The 18,662-nt window shown below is 71.8% G+C and carries 17 protein-coding genes and 2 pseudogenes; 12 read left to right on the top strand and 7 right to left on the bottom strand.

Features of this window, described 5'->3' with window-relative positions; translation table 11 throughout:
- Positions 1-1,866, top strand: a complete 1,866-nt coding sequence (locus tag ACFPIH_RS41940) for an HEXXH motif domain-containing protein (RefSeq protein WP_381183216.1) — start codon at positions 1-3, stop codon at positions 1,864-1,866.
- Here the strand turns inward: ACFPIH_RS41940 and ACFPIH_RS41935 are convergent.
- Positions 1,852-2,742 (bottom strand): aminoglycoside phosphotransferase family protein, encoded by an 891-nt coding sequence (locus ACFPIH_RS41935; protein WP_381183237.1) that lies wholly within the window; start codon positions 2,740-2,742, stop codon positions 1,852-1,854. The genes ACFPIH_RS41940 and ACFPIH_RS41935 overlap by 15 nt on opposite strands.
- Here ACFPIH_RS41935 and ACFPIH_RS41930 point away from each other — a divergent pair.
- From ACFPIH_RS41930 to ACFPIH_RS41920, 3 genes are all read left to right on the top strand, one after another.
- Positions 2,720-3,388, top strand: a complete 669-nt coding sequence (locus ACFPIH_RS41930; protein ID WP_381183214.1) for a rhomboid-like protein — start codon at positions 2,720-2,722, stop codon at positions 3,386-3,388. The two genes, ACFPIH_RS41935 and ACFPIH_RS41930, sit on opposite strands and share 23 nt — an antisense overlap.
- Positions 3,385-4,779, top strand: coding sequence for an NAD(P)/FAD-dependent oxidoreductase (locus tag ACFPIH_RS41925; protein WP_381183213.1), 1,395 nt, complete (start codon positions 3,385-3,387; stop codon positions 4,777-4,779). The genes ACFPIH_RS41930 and ACFPIH_RS41925 overlap by 4 nt, the downstream gene beginning before the upstream one ends.
- An 87-nt stretch (positions 4,780-4,866) precedes the next feature.
- Positions 4,867-8,112, top strand: coding sequence for a Tat pathway signal protein (locus ACFPIH_RS41920; protein ID WP_381183211.1), 3,246 nt, complete (start codon positions 4,867-4,869; stop codon positions 8,110-8,112).
- Positions 8,113-8,159: 47 nt separating this feature from the next.
- On the opposite strand, the pseudogene ACFPIH_RS41915 reads toward ACFPIH_RS41920, so the two are convergent.
- Positions 8,160-8,414, bottom strand: a pseudogene (locus ACFPIH_RS41915) (MFS transporter); the annotation flags it as partial.
- 14 nt (positions 8,415-8,428) lie between these two features.
- Complete coding sequence (locus ACFPIH_RS41910; protein WP_381183209.1) at positions 8,429-9,400, bottom strand: zinc-binding dehydrogenase; 972 nt, start codon at positions 9,398-9,400, stop codon at positions 8,429-8,431.
- Positions 9,401-9,487: 87 nt separating this feature from the next.
- Here ACFPIH_RS41910 and ACFPIH_RS41905 point away from each other — a divergent pair, with 87 nt between their 5' ends.
- Entirely contained in the window at positions 9,488-10,177 is a 690-nt protein-coding gene (locus ACFPIH_RS41905) for a pentapeptide repeat-containing protein (RefSeq protein WP_381183207.1), read from the top strand.
- 18 nt (positions 10,178-10,195) lie between these two features.
- On the opposite strand, the gene ACFPIH_RS41900 is transcribed toward ACFPIH_RS41905, so the two are convergent.
- On the bottom strand, positions 10,196-10,696 hold the full coding sequence (locus tag ACFPIH_RS41900; protein WP_381183205.1) for a hypothetical protein: 501 nt from the start codon (positions 10,694-10,696) through the stop codon (positions 10,196-10,198).
- A gap of 6 nt (positions 10,697-10,702) precedes the next feature.
- Between ACFPIH_RS41900 and ACFPIH_RS41895 the strand changes: the two genes are divergently transcribed.
- Positions 10,703-12,118 carry a M1 family metallopeptidase gene (locus ACFPIH_RS41895; protein WP_381183203.1) on the top strand — a complete coding sequence of 472 codons (1,416 nt, stop codon included), beginning with the start codon at positions 10,703-10,705 and terminating at the stop codon, positions 12,116-12,118.
- A 9-nt stretch (positions 12,119-12,127) separates the two neighbouring features.
- Here ACFPIH_RS41895 and ACFPIH_RS41890 read toward each other — a convergent pair whose 3' ends face one another.
- Together ACFPIH_RS41890 and ACFPIH_RS41885 are read right to left on the bottom strand one after the other, a co-directional pair.
- Complete coding sequence (locus tag ACFPIH_RS41890) at positions 12,128-12,643, bottom strand: hypothetical protein (protein WP_381183201.1); 516 nt, start codon at positions 12,641-12,643, stop codon at positions 12,128-12,130.
- A 6-nt stretch (positions 12,644-12,649) separates the two neighbouring features.
- Positions 12,650-13,603: a bifunctional GNAT family N-acetyltransferase/NUDIX hydrolase gene (locus ACFPIH_RS41885; protein ID WP_381183199.1), complete on the bottom strand. Its 954-nt coding sequence runs from the start codon at positions 13,601-13,603 to the stop codon at positions 12,650-12,652.
- A 53-nt stretch (positions 13,604-13,656) separates the two neighbouring features.
- Here ACFPIH_RS41885 and ACFPIH_RS41880 point away from each other — a divergent pair, with 53 nt between their 5' ends.
- The 4 genes from ACFPIH_RS41880 (at position 13,657) to ACFPIH_RS41865 (ending at position 16,224) form a co-directional block, all read left to right on the top strand.
- Positions 13,657-14,643 carry an aminoglycoside phosphotransferase family protein gene (locus ACFPIH_RS41880; RefSeq protein WP_381183197.1) on the top strand — a complete coding sequence of 329 codons (987 nt, stop codon included), beginning with the start codon at positions 13,657-13,659 and terminating at the stop codon, positions 14,641-14,643.
- A gap of 26 nt (positions 14,644-14,669) precedes the next feature.
- A complete protein-coding gene (locus ACFPIH_RS41875; protein WP_381183196.1) occupies positions 14,670-14,843 on the top strand; it encodes a hypothetical protein in 174 nt (57 codons plus the stop codon).
- Positions 14,844-15,154: 311 nt separating this feature from the next.
- Positions 15,155-16,006 (top strand): helix-turn-helix domain-containing protein, encoded by an 852-nt coding sequence (locus ACFPIH_RS41870; protein ID WP_381183194.1) that lies wholly within the window; start codon positions 15,155-15,157, stop codon positions 16,004-16,006.
- Positions 16,003-16,224: a DUF397 domain-containing protein gene (locus tag ACFPIH_RS41865; protein WP_381183192.1), complete on the top strand. Its 222-nt coding sequence runs from the start codon at positions 16,003-16,005 to the stop codon at positions 16,222-16,224. Before ACFPIH_RS41870 ends, ACFPIH_RS41865 begins: the two co-directional genes overlap by 4 nt.
- Here ACFPIH_RS41865 and ACFPIH_RS41860 read toward each other — a convergent pair.
- Positions 16,176-16,787: a DUF5753 domain-containing protein gene (locus tag ACFPIH_RS41860; RefSeq protein ID WP_381183190.1), complete on the bottom strand. Its 612-nt coding sequence runs from the start codon at positions 16,785-16,787 to the stop codon at positions 16,176-16,178. The genes ACFPIH_RS41865 and ACFPIH_RS41860 overlap by 49 nt on opposite strands.
- A gap of 149 nt (positions 16,788-16,936) precedes the next feature.
- On the opposite strand from ACFPIH_RS41860, the pseudogene ACFPIH_RS41855 reads away from it, so the two are divergent.
- Positions 16,937-17,493 (top strand): annotated as a pseudogene (locus ACFPIH_RS41855) (DUF6879 family protein).
- A gap of 12 nt (positions 17,494-17,505) precedes the next feature.
- Positions 17,506-18,354, top strand: coding sequence for a helix-turn-helix domain-containing protein (locus tag ACFPIH_RS41850; RefSeq protein ID WP_381183189.1), 849 nt, complete (start codon positions 17,506-17,508; stop codon positions 18,352-18,354).
- Positions 18,355-18,662: the final 308 nt, after the last annotated feature.

Here is an 18,662-nt window from a genome sequence, read left to right as displayed (position 1 = left end):
GTGCGGCAGACCTCGCCGGCCCATGTCCTGCCCGCCCGCTCCTTCGAGGAACTCCTCGGTGGCGGCGGCGACACGACGACGGTGGACGCGCTGTGCGCGAGTGAGCGCAGCTGGCGGCTGCTCGTCGTACGCGCCCTGCTGGACGCGGCCGGTACGGCGCCCGACGGCCCGCTGCCCCCGCCGGCCGACGCCTGGCGGCTGCTCGTCCGGGCCGGGGCGGCCGACCCGGCGGCGGCCGAGCGGGTGCTGGCCTATCCGGCCACCGGCGTCTGGGCCGCGCACACCCTGCGCCGCCTGCGCGGCAGCACCGAGGACGACGCGCCCTCCTGGGTGCACACCGGCCACCTCCACGCCCTCGCGGCGAGCGCGGCCATCGCCGCCGGCCTGGACTTCCGCACCACTGTGCCGGTCCGGTACGGGTGGGCGGTGCTGCCGGGCATCGGCGCGATGAAGGTGGAGGGCGCGCCTGGGGGCGGTGCAGCCGAGGGCGGCACTCTTGCGGGCGGCACTCTCGCAGGCGGCGCGCCTGAGGGCGGTGTGCCCGGGCGTGCCGCCGTTGACGATGGCGCGTCCGGGTGGGCCGCCGTGGAGGATGGCGCACCCGACTGGGCCGCCGTCGAGGTGTGCGGCGACGGCGACGGGCGGCTCACGGTCGCGGGGCGGGCCGTGCCCGGGCCCGGCTGGCACGGGCTCACCCGGCTCGACGCCGACGGCTGTGCCCTGCTGCTCGACGACCTCGACCCCTACCGCACCCTGCGCGCCCCGTCCGTGCCCGAGCCGCTCGGCTCCGCCGACGACCGTGACTGGCGGGAACTGTTCGCCGGTGCCTGGCAGGTGCTGCGGGAGGCCGGCGCCGAGGAGGCCCGCGCGCTGGCCCGTGGACTGGCCGTGGTCGTGCCCCGGCCGCGCGCCGAACGGTACCGGCCGCACAGCGCCTCCTCCGGCGACGCCTTCGGCGCCGCGCTGGCCTCTCTCCCGGACGACGCCGAACAGTTCGCCGCGACACTGGTGCACGAGTTCCAGCACAACAAACTCAGCGCGTTCATGCACCTGTTCACCCTGTACGAGGGCGGCGGCGACCGTCTGCACTACGCGCCCTGGCGCGACGACCCGCGCCCCCTGGGCGGACTGCTCCAAGGCGTGTACGCCTTCCACGGCGTCGCCGGATTCTGGCGCCGACGCCAACACCCCCTCGGACGCTTCGAGTTCGCCCTGTGGCGGTCCCAGACCGCCCATGCTCTGCGATCCATCGCCGACGCCGAGCAACTCACCGACCTCGGGCGGCGGTTGGTGAGCGAACTGTCCGCACGGCTTCGGCCCTGGCTCGCCGAACCGGTCGACCCCCGCTGCCTCGCCGCCGCGGAACTCGCCACCGCCGACCACCGCGCGACCTGGCGGGCGTACCATCTGCGCCCCGACCCGCGCACGGTCCGCGCCCATGCCGAGGCCCTCGCGCAGGGGACCCCGCCGCCCGACGGCCCCCCCGCCCCGGCGCTCGTCCCCGGCCGCCCGACCCGGGGGCTGGACACCCGGGCGGTGCTGCTGCGCCGCCTGCTGGCCGATCCCGAGGGCCTCACCGGGCTGCGCGACGACCCCGGCGCCGTCGTCGAGGGCGCCCGCCCCGAGGACGTCGCCCTGGTCACCGGCCGCACGGACGAGGCACTCGACGCGTTCCGGGACCGTATCGCGCAGGGTGCCGGCGACCCCGAGACCTGGGTCGGCCTGGCCCTCGCCGCCCGCGCCGCCGGCCACCTGGCCGGCGCCCCCCTGCTCGCCGCCCCGGAACTGGCGATGGCCCTGCACACCGGACAGGATCCGCTGGACCTCGCACTCGCCCTCACACCCGGCGGCTCACCGGTCCCGTAGGAGGCGGCCGATCTCCAGGTGGTGCGGGGCCGGAGAGCGGCCGCCCGCGATCACCCACAGGCAGTTCTGCAGCATCCGGCCCAGGGTCCAGGCCCGGGCCCGCTCCCGGTCCAGACCCAGGACGTCGGTCATCGCGTCGAAGCGCCAGTGGACGTCGTCCGGATCGAAGCGGTTGTCGAGGGCCGGCCAGAGTTCGAAGCCGGGGTCGCCCGCGAGCGGCTTGGGGTCGATGGCCAGCCAGGGGGCGCGGTCGGCGGCGAGGACGTTCTCGTAGTGCAGGTCCCAGTGCAGCAGCCGGTCGCCCGGCTCGGCCACGACCTCCCGTACGGCGGCCGCGCAGTCGGCGAGCAGCCGCCGCTCGGCGGGATCGGGGACCTCGGCGAGCGCCCCGGGGGTCTCCTCCAGCATGTCCCGTGCGAGGGCGCCGAGCGTACGCAGCCCGGCCGGCGCCGGGACCGACGTCAGCCGCTCCAGCAGACCGGCGATGACCAGGACCGCCTCATGGATGTCCACCCCCGACAGCATCCGGGCCGGATCGAGGCGTTCGAGAAGCATGGTGCCCGTCGGCTCGTCGTGCCGCAGCAGGCGTACGGCGTTCTTGCCGGCCCAGGCCCGCAGGGCGACCGGTTCGCTCCCGGTCTCCTCGTCCAGGATCTGGAGCTTGAGCACCGCCCGGGTGCCGTCGGCGGCCGTCACCGGCAGGACCAGCGCGCACACGCCGTGCATGGAGGGGCCGTCGATCCGCAGGTCCCAGCGCTCCAGAAAGCCCTCCGCGAGTGCGGGCAGCCCGGCGATGAACGCCCGTCCCGCCGCACCGTTGATCTTTACCTGTTCTGTCACCAGCGCGCCCGGAATGTCGATCACCTCCCGGACGATACTTGCGCGTGTGAATCGGCTCCCGCGAATTTCCGGCGCCCGGCGGGCGGTGTGGGTGTACGTCCGCAGCGCGCCCGGCACCTATGTGTGGCTGGCGGTCCTGTTCTTCACCACGGTCGCCCTGCACCACATGTCCCCGGAGTTCGAGCAGGAGTTCCTGCGGCAGCGGTCGACCAACCTCCACGAGCTGTCCCGGCATCCCGTGCGGGTGCTGATCGCGAGCGCGATGTGGATCGACGGCGGCTACTGGCTGCCGTACGCGGTGCTGTACTCCGTGTTCCACGCCCAGGCGGAGCGCTGGCTCGGAACCCTGCGCTGGCTGGTGGTGGTCGTGGCGGCGCACGTCCTGGCGACGCTGATCAGCGAGGGTGCGCTGCTGAAGGCGATCCGGGACGGGATGGCGCCCAAGTCGGCCGTCAACACCCTTGATGTGGGGGTGAGTTACGCGCTGGCGGGGGTGGTGGCCGTCCTCGTGTACCGGATCCCGTCGCCCTGGCGGTATCTGTATCTGGCGGTCGTGTTCGCCGTCTACACCGTGCCGCTGGCCGCCGGGCCGACCTTCACCGACTTCGGCCACTTCGTCGCCGTCCTCATCGGACTGGCCTGTTTTCCGCTGGTCCGAGGGCGGGTTACCGTCCGTCCATGAACGGTTTCGTCAACGGCGGGGTCTCCTTCTGGTACGCGTACGACGGGCTTCCCGCCGTACGGGAGCCGCTGGCCGGTGACACGACCGCCGACGTCGTGATCGTCGGGGGCGGATACACCGGGCTGTGGACGGCGTACTACCTGAAGAAGGCCGATCCGGCGCTGCGGGTCTTGGTCCTGGAGCAGCGGTTCTGCGGATACGGCGCCTCCGGGCGCAACGGCGGCTGGCTCTACAACGGCATCGCGGGCCGCGACCGGTACGCCGCCCTGCACGGCCACGACGCCGCCGTCCGCCTGCAGAAGGCCATGAACGACACGGTCGACGAGGTGGTGAGGGTGGTGGAGGAAGAGGGCTTCGACGCCGACATCCACCAGGGCGGCGTGCTGGAGGTGGCCCGGACGCCCGCCCAGCTGGCCCGGCTCAAGGACTTCCACGCGCACGAGCTGTCGTACGGCGAGCGCGACCGCGAGTTGTACGGCGCCCGGGAGACCGCCGAGCGGGTGCGGGTGGCGGGCGCCGTCGGATCGACCTGGACGCCGCACGGCGCCCGTGTGCACCCGGTGAAGCTGGTGAAGGGGCTGGCGGCGGCGGTCGAGGCGCTGGGGGTGGGGATCCACGAGTCGACGCCCGTGACCGCGATCCTCGCCGGGCGCGCCGTCACGCCGTACGGGACCGTGCGGGCGCCGTACGTGCTGCGCTGCACGGAGGGGTTCACCGCCGCGCTGAAGGGCGAGCGGCGGACCTGGCTGCCGATGAACTCCTCGATGATCGCCACCGAGCCGCTGAGCGAGCGGCAGTGGGCGGCCGTGGGCTGGGAGGGCCGGGAGGCGCTCGGTGACATGGCGCACGCCTATATGTACGCCCAGCGCACCGCCGACGGACGGATCGCGCTCGGCGGGCGCGGGGTGCCGTACCGCTTCGGCTCGCGGACCGACCACGACGGGCGGACCCAGCGCGAGACGGTGGCGGCACTGCGGGAGATCCTGGTGGGCTTCTTCCCCGCGCTGGCGGGCGTCCGGGTGGCGCACGCCTGGTCGGGGGTGCTGGGCGTGCCCCGCGACTGGTGCGCGACGGTCACCCTGGAGCGGGGCAGCGGGCTCGGCTGGGCGGGCGGATACGTCGGCTCGGGTGTGGCCACGGCGAATCTCGCCGGGCGGACCCTGTGCGACCTGGTCCGGCTGGACTCCGGGGCCGCCGGGCACACCGGGCTGACCCGGCTGCCGTGGGTCGGGCACCAGGTCCGCAAGTGGGAGCCGGAACCGCTGCGCTGGCTCGGCGTCCAGGGCATGTACGCCACCTACCGCACCGCCGACCGCCGTGAGACGCGCACGCACAGCGCCGGGTCGTCGCGGCTGGCGCGGATCGCGGACCGGGTGGCGGGGCGGCACTGACACCTCGACGGCCGCTGGAATCCCCTGGGCGCGGTGTCGGACGTGTGTGCGACGATCGCTCAACGACCATTGTTCCAGGGGGAATCGATGACTGACGCGGATACCTGTCCGCCCGCGAGACGGCGGCGGGCCGCCGCGCTGCTCGCCGCAGTGCCGCTGCTCGCCTCGCTCCTCAGCCTCACCGCGGCCGGCACCGCCCGTGCCGACGACCCGGTCGATCCCACGTGCGCGCCGCTCGCGCTCGCGCCGTTCGGGGACCCGGGCGACGCCGTGGGCAGGGCGACCGTCGCACCCGACTCGAGCGTCTGCTACACCGTCACCGTCGACACGCCCGGCCTGTATCTGGCGCCCGCGCTGGACGGCAGCGGCAACGCGGTGACCAGGCAGCTGCTGGCCGCCGACGGCAGCCAGGTGGACTGCTACGGCGACGCGTACACCACGCGCACCATGTGCGCGGTGCCCGCGGCGGGCACGTACACGCTGAAGGTTCTCAACACCGGCTGGGAGGACGAGGACACCTCCGTCAGCTTCGTGCCGCTCGGCGCGGCCAGGGGCTGCGCCGACCCCGTCGGCACGAACTGGGACCAGCCGGACCTCACCCGCACCACCGTGAGCCCGGTGGAGGTCGACTGCCGGCCCTTCGAGGGCGCGAGCGGCGACCGGGTCCGGCTCACCTACGGTTCGAAGACGTACGGCGACTCCCTCGCCTGGATCACCGACGCGACCGGCGCCCGGATCTGCGAGCAGTTCCCGGAGAACGACGAGGACAGCTGCGTCCTGCCCGGCGACGGCCCCTACCGGGTGATCTCCACCGTCACGAGCGCGGACAACGGCTTCCCCGCCGAGTACGCCGTGAAGGTGCGCCGGCTCAACGACCCGCAGGGCTGCACCACCGCCCCGGTCCGGCCCTACGGCCCGCTGGAGCAGCAGGACCTCACCACCAACCCGTGCTTCACCTTCACCGCCGCCGCGGCCGGCCCGTACACCGTGCACTCCGTGAACGAGGACCGGCAGGTCGGGGTGGCCCGGGTGTACGACGCGGCCGGACTGAGCGTGTGCCGGTACGGGGCCGACCCGTGCCGCATCAAGGACCCCGGCACCTACACCGCCGTCCTCGACGACGGCAGCTACCCCTTCCGTGACACCCGCGCCGGGCTGGTCGTCCTCGACCGGGCGTCCGACGCCGGGTGCGTGGCCACCGGCACCGGCCTGTACCGGGGCGAGCTGAGCACCGTCGGACAGTACGACTGCCTGGCACTGGACGCTCCGCAGGGTGCCAGGATCGCCGCGCTGACCCCGGCGGGCTCGTCCGGGGCCGAGGCCGAGGTGGAGGTCGTCGACCGGGACGGCACGGTCCAGTGCTCCGCCGACAAGCTGTCCGGCGGCGACTGCGCGCTCACCGGGACCGCCCCCTACCGGGCCCTGGTGCACACGGACGAGGGCGAGGGCGACGCCACCGGGCCGTACGGCGTCGCCCTGTACCGCACCGACGCCGCCAACAACTGCCCGGTGCTGCCCGCGGGCGGGTTCTCCGCCGACGGCGCGAAGGCCGGGTTCGCCACCGGTGGCGGCGTGTTCTCCGGCTGCCTGAACATCCCGGCCGACGCGCACACCGCCTCCGAGGTCCTCCAGCTCGACGCCGCCTCCGGAGACGTCGGCGCCGAGTTCTCCGTACTGGACTCCGACGGCCGCCGGATCTGCGCGCAGGACTGGCCCGCCACCCACAGCTGGGCGCTCTGCGCCCTCACCCCGGGCAAGGCGCACACCGTGCTGGTGACCGGCCTCGACCAGACCGCCACCTACACCATGACCCGGCGGGACGTCACCGCGACCGCCTCCTCGGCAGGCTGCACGGAGGCACCCGCGACGGCGGTCGGCGGCCCGTCGGCCAAGGGCGCGTACACCGGCAAGGGCGCGTTCGGCTGCCGCCAGGTCACCACCACGGCGGCCACCGACGTGCTGCACATCAACGTGCGGGACTCGCTCAACGCCCTGGAGGCGGTCGTCCTCGACGCGGCCGGCAACACCAGGTGCACCGCCCGTACGTCCCCCTGCGCGGTCACGGGTTCCACCACGTACCAGGTCCTGGTGCGGGACCCGATGACGACGCGGACCGTGCCCGTGTACCGGCTGGACGCGCTGCGCGTCGCGACCGCGGCGGGGCCCGCCCCGGAGTGCACCAAGGTCCCGTCGGTGGCCTACGGCTACGGACCGGTCACCGGCACCCTCGACGAGACCCGCACGGCGGTGTGCGCCGTACTGCCCACCGCGCGCACCGACAGATTCGACGCGGAGATCACGAACACCGCCGGCAGCGGGGCCACCGCGGTGCCCGTGCTCTACAACAGCAGGTGGACCAACGGCTGTTCGCTGTACACCGGCGGCTACGAGTGCGAGGTCGCCAGCCCGTCCGGCAGCGCCCAGAGCGTGTTCCTGCTCGGTCTGCCGGACAAGGTCTCCAGCACCTCCTACAGCGCCAGGCTGACCTGCGCGTCCGCGCTGTGCGGCCCGGACAAGGTGAGTGTCACCGCGCTGAGCCCGGCCACCGGGGTCACCGGGGCCAAGGTCAGGCTCACGGTGACCGGCACCGCGCTGCCCGCGAACGCCACGGTACGGCTCACCCGGAGCGGCACGACCCTGACCGCCACCACCGACTCGGTCTCCGCCGACAACCGGACCCTGACCGCGACCCTCGACCTGACGGGCGCGGCCACCGGTACCTGGAACGTCAGCGTGCTCGCCGGCTGCTGCGAGTACCGGCCGGGCAGCTTCACCGTGGCCGAGCCCCTGCTGGCGAACACGGCAGCCCCCAAGGTGACCGGCACCGCCAAGACGGGCGCCAAGGTCACCGCCACGCCGGGCGGCTGGTCGGCGACGCCGACGTCGTACACGTACCAGTGGAAGGCGGACGGCCGGGCGATCGGCGGGGCGACGGCGAAGACGTACACCGTGCCCGCGTCGCTGGTCGGCAAGAAGCTCACGGTCACGGTCACCGCGGTCAGGAGCGGCTGGAGAAGCGCCTCGGCGACCGCGGCGGCGGTGACCGTCGCCAAGGGGGACGCGCCCAGGGCGACCAAGGCGCCGGTGATCAGCGGGACCGCGAAGGTCGGGAAGACGCTGAAGACCACCAGGGGGACCTGGAGCCCGGCGGCCACGTCGTACGCGTACCAGTGGTACGCGAACGGCCGGGCGATCAGCGGGGCGACCAAGTCCTCGCTGGTGCTGAAGTCGGCGCAGAAGGGCAAGAAGATCACCGTGAAGGTGATCGCGCACCGCAGCGGTCACAAGGACGGGTCGGCGGTGAGCAAGGCGACGAGGGCGGTCGCCCGGTAGGGCGTCGCGCGTGTGGACCGGGGCCGGGGGGCGTTGCCGGGGGGCGTTCAGCCCACCGGCTCCGGTACGGCCGTCCGGGCCGGGACCTCCCGCTTCGGGGGTTTCACCGTCACCATCAGGCCCGCGATGAGGCCCGCCAGGAGCATGATGCCCGCCGCCCACCAGATGGCGACCGTGTAGCCGTGCACGATGCCCACGCGGGTGACCGCCGCCCTGTCGGCGGGGTCGGGGTCGGGGTCGGTGAGGTGGGCCGTGATGTATGCGGTGCTGCTGGTGGTGGCGATCGTGTTGAGCAGAGCCGTATTTCAGTCGCCGGTCATGGTTCCAGGACCACCTTTCCGGTGGTCCTGCGGGTCTCCAGGGCGCGGTGCGCGGCGGCGGCCTCGGCGAGCGGGAAGCGCTGTACGGCCGGGGTGAGCCGGCCGGCCGCGGCCTCGGCCAGGGCCCGGGTCTCCAGGGCGCGGACGCCGCCGGCCTTCTCCAGCATCACGGGCCCCAGGACCGACCGGGAGACGCCCTCCACGTAGTGGCCCTCTCCGTCGCGGATGCCTTCCGCCGACCAGCCGAAGACGAGGTGTGCCCCCTTCTCGCCGAGGAGGGCGACGGCCTCGCGGGCGGCCTCCCCGCCGACGCCGTCGAGGACGACGGTGACGGCCCGGTCGCCCAGTCCGGCGCGGATCTTCCCCGCCCAGCCGTCGTCGTCGTAGTCGACGGCGAGATCGGCGCCGTTGGCCGCGACCAGGGCGGTCTTCTCCGGCCCGCCGGCGACACCGACGACCGTGGCGCCGGTGTTCCTCGCGTGCTGGACGAGGAGGGTGCCGATACCACCGGCGGCGGCGAGGACCAGGACCACCGCCCCCGGCCCCAGCTCGGCGAACTGGGCGATCCCCAGTGCCGTACGGCCCGTGCCGATCATCGCGACGGCCTGGGCGGGGTCCAGGTTCGGCGGGATCTCGTGCAGCCGTCCCGCGTCGGTGACGGCGAGCTCGGCGTACCCTCCGGGCGCGAAGCCGAGGTGGGCGACGACGCGCCTGCCGAGCCAGGAGGACGGGGTGCCCTCGCCGAGGGACTCGACGACACCGGCGACCTCGCGGCCGGGGACGGTGGGCAGCGGGGTGGGCGTGGGCGCGGGGCCCTGGAATCCCTCGCGCAGGGCGGTGTCGAGAAGGTGCACACCGGCGGCCTCGACGGCGATACGGACCTGGCCGGGGGCGGGGAGGGGGTCCTCGACCTCCTCGTAGGCCAGGTTCTCGGGCGGGCCGTAGGCGTGGAGACGTATCGCATGCATGAGCCAAGCCTTCAACCTCGAGCGAGCTTGAGGTCAAGGGGCCGGTGGGGTGGGGGGACTGTCAGTGGCGGGGTGCAGGATGGGGGCATGGCGAGGACACGGGCAGGATCTTCGGGCAACGGCAGTGGTGTGAAGGGGGCGCGGCGCCCGGAGGTGCGGCTGCCGCCGCTGGAGCCGTACGACGGCGGCGAGCTGGAGCCCGACGGGGACTACGACGGGGTGGAGCTGCGGGACCTCGACCTCGCCGGGCAGGACGGCGCGGGCGCCCGCTTCATGGACTGCGCCCTGACGGAGTGCGCGCTGGACGGTACACGGCTCAAACGGGCCCGCGTCCTCGACTCGGTCCTCACCGGCGTCCGGGGCGTCGGCACGGACCTCGCGGACGCGAGCCTGCGCGACGTCGAGCTGGTCGACGCCCGCCTCGGCGGCACACAGATGTTCGGCGCCGTACTGGAGCGGGTGGTGGTCCGGGGCGGGAAGATCGACTTCCTGAACCTGCGGCAGGCGCGGCTGCGGGACGTCGTCTTCCAGGGCTGTGTGCTGGTCGAGCCGGACTTCGGCGGGGCCCGCCTCGAGCGGGTCGAGTTCGTGGACTGTGCGCTGAAGGGGGCGGACTTCACGGCGGCGACCCTGACGGACGTCGACCTGCGCGGAGCGGTCGAGCTGGGCATCGCGGCGGGCCTGGACCGGCTGGCGGGCGCGGTCATCAGCACGGGCCAACTGCTGGATCTGGCACCGGTGCTGGCGGCCCAGCTGGGGATCAGGGTGGAGGGCTAGCCGTCGGCCGGCCGTGGGCTAGCCGATGCGGGGGTAGCGGGCCTGGAGGGTCCAGATCGCCGGGTTCTCGCCCAGGTCGTCGTGGAGGTCGATCAGGTCGGCGAGGAGGTCGTGGAGGAAGTCGCGGGCCTCGCGGCGCAGTGCGGCGTGCGAGAAGGTGAGCGGGGGCTCCTCGGCCGGCATCCAGTCGGCCTCGACGTCCACCCAGCCGAAGCGGCGCTCGAAGAGCATGCGGTCGGTGGACTCGGTGAAGTCCAGTTCCGCGTACTGGGGGCGGGCGGCGCGGGAGCCCCTCGGGTCCTGGTCGACGCGCTCCACGATGTCGCACAGCGCCCACGCGAAGTCGAGCACCGGAACCCATCCCCAGGCTGTGGACAGCTCCCGGTCCGCCTTGGTGTCGGCGAGGTAGACGTCACCGCAGAACAGGTCGTGGCGCAGCGCGTGGACGTCCGCGCGGCGGTAGTCCGTCTGGGGCGGGTCGGGGAAGCGGTTGGAGAGGGCGTAGCCGATGTCGAGCACGTAGGGATGGTGTCATGCCCTCGTAGGATCCCTGACGTGCCCCGATACCTGCGCTCTGTCTGCCTGGCGCTTTTCCTGACGGCCTGCTCGGGCACCGACGTCCAGGGCACCGGCGGGGCGTCCGGCGTCGGCGACCCGTACTTCCCCCTGGCCGGCAACGGCGGATACGACGTCACGCACTACGGCCTGGCCCTCGCCTACGACCCAGGCGGCGACCGTCTCACCGGCACGGCGGTGATCACGGCCCGCGCCGAGCGGGACCTGTCCGCGTTCGATCTCGACCTCGCCGGTCTGGACGTCGATAAGGCGGAGGTCGGGGGGACCGGGTCCGCCGTCGCCCGTGACGGCCAGGAACTGACCGTCCGCCCGGACAGGACCCTCGCGAAGGGCGAGACCTTCCGAGTCTCGGTCCGCTACTCCGGCACCCCACGGACGATCACCGACCCGGACGGCTCGAAGGAGGGCTGGCTGCGGACGGCGGACGGCGCCCTCGCGCTCGGCGAACCGACCGGCTCCATGGCCTGGTTCCCCGGCAACCACCACCCGTCCGACAAGGCGTCGTACGACATCGCGGTGACGGTCCCGAAGGGCCTGACGGCGGTCTCCAACGGCGAGCTGCGGAGCCGGCGGACCGACGGGGGCCGTACGACCTTCACATGGCACACCGCCGAGCCGATGGCGAGCCACGCGGCGACGCTGGCGATCGGCCGCTACACGGTCACCCGCTCGCGACTGCGGACCGGCCTGCCGGTGTACGTGGCGGTGGACCCCACCCAGGCCGCGCCCAGCAAGGCGGTACTGGCCCGCCTCCCCGAGGCGATGGCCTGGTCGGAGCGCAGCTTCGGCCCGTACCCCTTCTCCTCCACGGGAGCGATCGTCGACCGCCCGGAGGACTCCGCCTACGCCCTGGAGACCCAGACCCGCCCGGTGTTCCCCGGCGCCCCCGACACGGTCACGCTTGTCCACGAGCTGGCCCACCAGTGGTTCGGCGACTCCGTCACACCGAAGACCTGGCGGGACATGTGGCTCAACGAGGGCTTCGCGACCTACGCGGAGTGGCTGTGGACGGAGGACGAGGGCGGCCCCACGGCGGAGGAGACCTTCACCGACCTCTACGACCACGGCGAGGAGCGGTACCCGGACCTCTGGTCCTTCCCGCCGGCGCATCCCTCGACCGCCGCGCAGATCTCCTCCTCGCCCGTCTACCAGCGCGGTGCGATGGTCATCCACCGCATCCGCGAGACGGTCGGCGACGACACCTTCCACACCCTGGTCCAGGGCTGGGCCAGGGCCCACCGCCACGGCAACGCGAACACGACCGACTTCACGACGTACGTGGAACGGCAGGCCCCGGGCACGGACTTCACCTCTGTCTGGACCGACTGGCTGTACGGGGAGGGCAAACCGGACCGCCCCCGCTGAGAGCGGCTGTCAGTCCCGTTGCCCGAGATCGCGCCGCATCGCCGCCCTGGCCGCCCACACCGCCTGCCCGTGCCGCAGCCGTCGCTCCTGGAACTCCGGGGAGTCGAGGGGAGGTTCGCCGGAGGCGAGGACCTCCACCAGGTCCCGCAGGGTCTCGTAGACGCCCTCGATGACATCGGACAGCTCCTGCGGCGCGCATATCAGCGCCGATTCGCGCACCTCGTCGGCCCCGGAGGCCCGGAAGGCCTCCCGCACGGCGGCCTCCCGCACGGCGGCCTCCCGGCCGGTGCTCCCCGGGACGTGACCGGCTGCCGCGGTGTTCTCGGGGGAGTGATTGGCTGCCGCCGCGTACATGTCCTCGTAGGCCAGCCGGTACCTGGTCAGACAGCTGACGTAGATCTCCCTGCGCTCCTGCCGGGTCCGTTCGACGAGGTCGCGGCGCCAGCGCACCCGGTCGGCGAGGAGCGTGGACCCGACACCGACGAGGGCGCCGAGGCCGGTGGCGGCGAGGGTGCTCCACTCCATGCCGGCTCAGTCTTCCGTGCCGGACTCATCGAGCAGTCGGGCGAGTTCGGGCGGCCACACGGACTCGGCCGGCGTGCGCAGTTCGTCCCGGGTCCACCAGCGCCCGTCGAGGATGCCGTCCGCAGCGTGGGAGGCGGGGATGTGCGCACCGAACGGCTCCCGGCGCGGGCCACGGGCGACGTAGATGCGATCGTGCTGGTGGACACGGACATCGGCGCGGGTGAAGTAGTGCTCCCAGGTGCAGAGCAGCGGCCCGAGCGCGAGGTCCGCCCACCCGGTCTCCTCCCGCAGCTCCCGCAGAGCCCCCTCCTCCGGAGTCTCGCCCTCCTCCAGCCCACCGCCGGGCAGCGCCCAGTGGAAGCCGTCCTCGACGTTGTGGTACCGGAAGAGGAAGACGGCGCCGTCGGGGTCGAGGACGGCGACCCGGGCGGCACGGCGGAGCCGCGTACGAAGCGGCTTGCGCAACACCGCGCAGGGCCGCCCGAGTTGCAGATCAGGCCGGTGCCCGACGACCACGTACCCGAGTGCCTTCCAGAAGGCGAGCCCTCTGGGATTGGCATCGAGCACGGCGAGCCGCACGGCGTCCCGCCCGCCGCTGCGGAACCGCTCCTCCACCTGCTCGACGATGAGCCGCCCGTACCCCTTTCCCTGCGCGCCGGCATCGACCATCAGCAGCCCGATCCAGGGATCGGGATCGTCGGGATCGGGATGCCGGGCCAGGGTGATCACCACCCCGACGAGCCGCCCCTCACTACGGGCGAGCAGCACGTCGATGCCGGGGTTGGCCAACTCGTCCGCGAGCACCGCCGCCACCTGCTCCGGCCGGATGTCGTCGGGGTCCGGAAAGTCACCGCTGAGCGCCTGGAACTCACGGTGGGAGGCGTAGAGGGCGGTGAGTTCGGTGAGGAGGGGGCCGGGGATGTCGTGGTCGGGGGTGAGGGGGAGCGGGGTCAGAAACATCTGCGCAGGTTATTCGGTGGAGACGGTCCGCGACGGGGTGCTCTCATGGCCCGATGTGGACTGACGTGCCGGTGACGGTGGACCGCGGGGACTACCCGGACGCGGTCACGCCCTGGGAGGACGAGGGCTGGCGGGCCGAGGCCCTCGGCTGGGCGGAGCGGGAACTCGCCGCGCTGGGGTTGCGGGTGTCGGGCGGGCCGACGGTGCGGTTGCGGCCGTGGTCGGTGCTGGCACGGCTCCGGGTGGAGGGGCTGGAGTCGGGCTCCGTCTGGTTCAAGTCCGCTCCGCCTGACAGCCGCTTCGAGGCGGGGCTGGCCGAGGCGCTGGCGGGATGGGTGCCGGAGTACGTACTGCGCCCCCTGGCCGTCCGGCCCGACCGGGGCTGGACCCTGCTGCCCGAGGGCGGCCCGCTGTTCCGCGAGGCCCTCGACCACGGCACCGCGGACGCCCGTGACTGGGAGGAGATGCTGCGCCAGTACGCGGCGATGCAGCGGACGCTGGTGCCGCACGCCGACGCGATGGAGGCGCTGGCTGTGCCGAGCGCACGCGACCTTCCCGGCCTCTTCGACCGGCTCACCACCGACGCCGAACTCCAGTCGCTGCGCCCCAAGTTGGTTGACTGGTGCGCGGAACTGGCGGCCTACGGCATCCCGGCCTCACTCGACCACTCCGACCTGCACGACGGCCAGGTCTTCATGCGAGCCTCACCGAAACGCTTCGTGTTCTTCGACTGGGGGGACGCGTCCGTAGCCCATCCCTTCAGCAGCCTGCTCGTCACCGGCCGCATCGCCGCGCGACGCTTCGGAGCGGACGTTCTGCCGCGCCTGCGGGACGCCTACCTCGAACCCTGGACCGACCTCGGCCTGACGACGTCCGAACTCCGCCGAGCGGTCGCCCTGGCCACCCGACTCGGCGCACTGGGCCGGGCGGCGGCGTGGGGGCGGTTCGTCTCGGGCGGCCGTGACGGCCAGGACGGCTCGGCCGAGGGTGCGGCACGCTGGCTGCGCGAACTGTTCACCGAGGAGCCGCTCTACACCTGACTCGTCGGACCAAGTTCGAACCAGACGTGCTTGCCACCCCGGCCGGCTGGCTGCGCCGGCCCGATCCCCCACTCCCGCGCGACCGCCTCGACGAGAAGCAGGCCCCGGCCGTCCTCGTCAGCGAGGTCGCCTGCGGTAGTGGCCGCCGCCCGCGTCGGCTCGTCGTCGTACACCGACACCCGCACCCGGTCATGCCGTAGGACGGCTTCGCGTCCACGAGTTCGGGGTGATGACCGGCGACTCGGAGGATTAGGGCGACGGTATCTCGGCAGATCTTGGGGCTGGTGGGGGAGTTGGGGGTGCGGAGGCGGTAGATCTGCGGGGGGTGTGGGGCGAGTGCGGTGGGGTCCATGTAGGCGCTCCCTCGTTGAACCAGTCGGAACGGGTCCCGAGAAAGACAGTAGGGCACAGATATGTGCCGTCACATAATGATGACGTGTTTCTCACTCGTGTGGGTGGACCCGTCGAAGGGCCGCGCGGCAGACTGTGTCCGCAGGCAGGAAGGGAATCGATGCCTCCCAGGAGCAATCCCACCGCGCGGCAGGCGCGGTTGGGTGCGGAACTGCGCAAGTTGCGTGAGGCGGCGGGCCTCAACACGACAGAGGCGGGGGCTCTGCTGGGTGGAAATCAGGCCCAGATCAGCCACATCGAGGCCGGCCGCTGGGGTGTCAGTGCGGCGCGGGTACGGCAGTTCGCGGTGCACTACGAGGCTTCGAACACCCAACTGGTCGACGCACTCTGCGCGATGGCCGAGGAGCGGGGCAAGGGATGGTGGGACGAGTACCGAAGTGTTCTCGCTCCGGGGTTCCTCGATGTGGCTGAGCTTGAGCACCGTGCGACTTTCCTCAGGTCGCTGCAGACGGTGACGATTCCGGGCCTGTTGCAGACCGGAGAGTATGTGCGAGCCATTCATCGGGACCGTGTCCCCCCGCTTCCGCCCGCGGTGAACGGTCTACGGGTCGAGTTCAGGCTGAAGCGAAGCCAAGTCCTCGATCGGGAGGACTCGCCCCCGTTGGAGGCGTTCATCCACGAGGCGGCTCTGCGTATGCGGTTCGGCGGGCGCAAGGTCACTCAGGCCCAACTCGCGTACCTGCGGGAGGTCTCCGGTCGGCCGTCGGTGACCGTACGCGTGATTCCCTTCGCGTACGAGGGCTTCATCGAAGCCACTCAGCCCGTGCTTTACGCGGGCGGCCCCGTGGAGGAACTGGACACCGTCAGACTCGACAGCGCTCTGGGCGGACGCAGTCTGTATGCCGACGCGGCACTCAGGAAGTACCGCGCACAGTTCGAGGTCGCCGACCGGGCCGCGCTGGGTATCGAGGAGTCCCTTCAGCTGATTCACGGTATCGAAAGAGAGCTATGACCATGTCTCCCACGCCTGTGAACCGCTGGCAGAAGTCATCTTTCTCGGGCGTCGACGGCGAGGACTGCGTCGAGGTCGCCCACGCAGCACCTCACGTCTTACTGCGCGAAAGCGATTCCCCCGCCACCGTGCTCATGGTGCCACCGGTGAGCCTCCTCGCCCTGATACGTCAGGTAAGGACCCTCAATTCGGCCTCGATCAAGTCCCGGGCTTCCTGACCGTAGAAAGCCGACCGCTCCAGCAGGCCGAAGGCCCTTTCGTACACGGCGACCGAGTCCTCCTCCGTGACGCTGAGGCAGGAGGCGTAGGTCTCCACCTCGACCAGTTTCCCGTCGAAGATGGAGAACGAGTGCCCCGGATAGACGGCGAGTTCGGCGCGTGCGGGAATCACCCCGAGCCTGACGCCTGGCAAGCTCAAAGCATCGAGCACATGCCGAAGTTGCTCCCGCATCACTTCGGCCCCGCCCAAGTTCGTCCGCAACGCCTGTTCGTCCAGAAGCGTGTGGTACGTGCGGCTCTCCTGTCCCATGAATTGGGCACGGGCTGTGCGCCTTGCGACTCCTGCCTCGACATCATCGGGAATGGCATGGAAGTCGACGACGTGCCGCAGGACCGCTCTCGCGTAGTCGGCGGTCTGCAGGTTGCCCCAGATGATGTTGCTGCAGTAGTGCCGGGAGTCCCGGGTGCGGCGTACCAGTTCGAGGAACGCGTCCTGTACCGGGCCTGTCCCCTCCTGGTGGAGTTCGTTCCACCCCAGGTGCGTTGGCTTGGGCTGTGTCATGCGAGCAAGCTTCCCGCTATGGCGAGTGGCTCATCCAGTCGTACAAAGCGACCGAGGAGGAGCTGAAGGAGTGCCAGCAGATCGGTTCGATTCCCGGTCACTCCACAGAAGTCCCGGACCACGAGACGATCATCAGGCTGCCGGCCGTCATGCTTCAGTACATCCCTCGACCTGACAACGACTCCGGAGAGACCGCACGTGCAACACCAGCGCGTAACGCCCTGGCGCAGGCGCAACGCTCAGCGATCCACCTCGAACTTCGCGACAGCTACATGCTGGACGACCCGGAATTCATCGCATGGCAGCAGGGCAAGCGACTCGATCCCGCTGACCGGCCGGCGTGGTGGGGCGGCTGGCATGACGTGGTTCGGGACGCGGTGTCGTCGTCCGGCGGCTGCGTGTCGTGTCCGAACCGATCAGCGACTACGTCAGGTACGAGTACGACTGCACGTTCACCAACCTCGCGGCCGGCGAGGAGGTTCGCTGGCTGCCGAGGCGGAAGACAACTGACCTGGCACTGCCTGGTACCGACTTCTGGGTGTTCGACGGCGTCCAGGCGCTCTTCCATCACTTCACCGGTGATGGCCAACTCGATGAGGAGGGACGGGAGCACGCGGATGACCCGGGGACGGTGAAACTCTGCGTCGACACCTTCGAGGCTGCCTGGCAACGCGCCGTCCCTCATGAGGAGTACCGGCCCCGCTGACTCGATCTACCCATGACTGCCTCTTCTTCTTCGAATGCCCAGCAGGCCCGGCAGGCTCTCGCGGACCGTCTCGCGGAGCTGTGCCGGGACGCCGGCCTGTCCGGACGAGACCTTGCCGCGCGCTGCGGCTGGCACCCCTCCAAGTCGTCCCGGATCATGAACGCCCGCACACCCCCGTCGGCGGATGACATTCAGGCGTGGTGCCGCGCGTGCGGCGCGCAGGACCAGGCTTCCGACCTGGTCGCCTCGCTGCGGAGCGTCGAAGGCATGTGGATCGCTTGGCGACGCATGGAACGAACGGGGCTGAGACAGGCGCAGGAGGCGCGGGCTCCACTGTTCGAACGCACACGTCGCTTCCGTTCGTACTCGTCGTGGCTGGTCCCGGGCTTGATCCAGACGTACGGCTACACCGAGGCCGTTCTGCGCGCCGTCCAGCGCCGCCGGGTCGAGGTCGACGACGTGGCGGAAGCCGTGGCCGCCCGTATGGAGCGCCAGCGTGTGCTGTACGAAGGCGACCGGCGCTTCGCGTTCCTGGTAGAGGAATCGGTCCTGCGGAACGGGACCGGCGGACCCGACGTACAGATCGGGCAGCTCGGCCACCTGCTCACGGTCGGCACGCTGCCGAGTGTCAGCCTGGGTGTGGTTCCCATGCGCACGGATCGTTCCCGGATGCCGGTAGAAGGGTTCTGGATCTTCGACTCGGCACAGGTCAACGTCGAGCTGGTCTCCGGCTACCTCACGCTCACTCAGCCCAGCGAGGTGGCCGAGTACGCCGACACATTCGCCGAACTGGCCGAGTCGGCCGTGTACGGGGCGGACGCCCGCACGCTGATCACGGGTGCGATGAACTCTCTCGGGTGATTGCTGTGCAATCCCGTGCAACATCGTGGATCCGTAGGGCGCTGTCTCCCTACGGTCGTTATATCGATCGGACCAGCCGGGGAGGCCAGCCATGCCGACACCGAAGCCGCAGGGGTATCGCCTGAGGGAGCTACCGGCCGAGCCGGTTGCCGAGCCGGGGTGTGCTGTCTGTTTGTCCCTCGTGGTCGCCAGACGGAACGCCCGGTCCCACGGCGACTACAGCGCCGCGACCGACCGCAACGTCGAATTGCGTGCGCATCGGGCCGAGGCTCACTGATGGACATGGAAGAATGTTGATTCAGGCAGCC

The organism is Streptomyces vulcanius (assembly GCF_042653945.1).
Classification (GTDB): Bacteria; Actinomycetota; Actinomycetes; order Streptomycetales; family Streptomycetaceae; genus Streptomyces; species Streptomyces mangrovi.
Note: the sequence above shows the minus strand (reverse complement) of the source record. Positions and strands in the feature narration are given on the sequence as shown.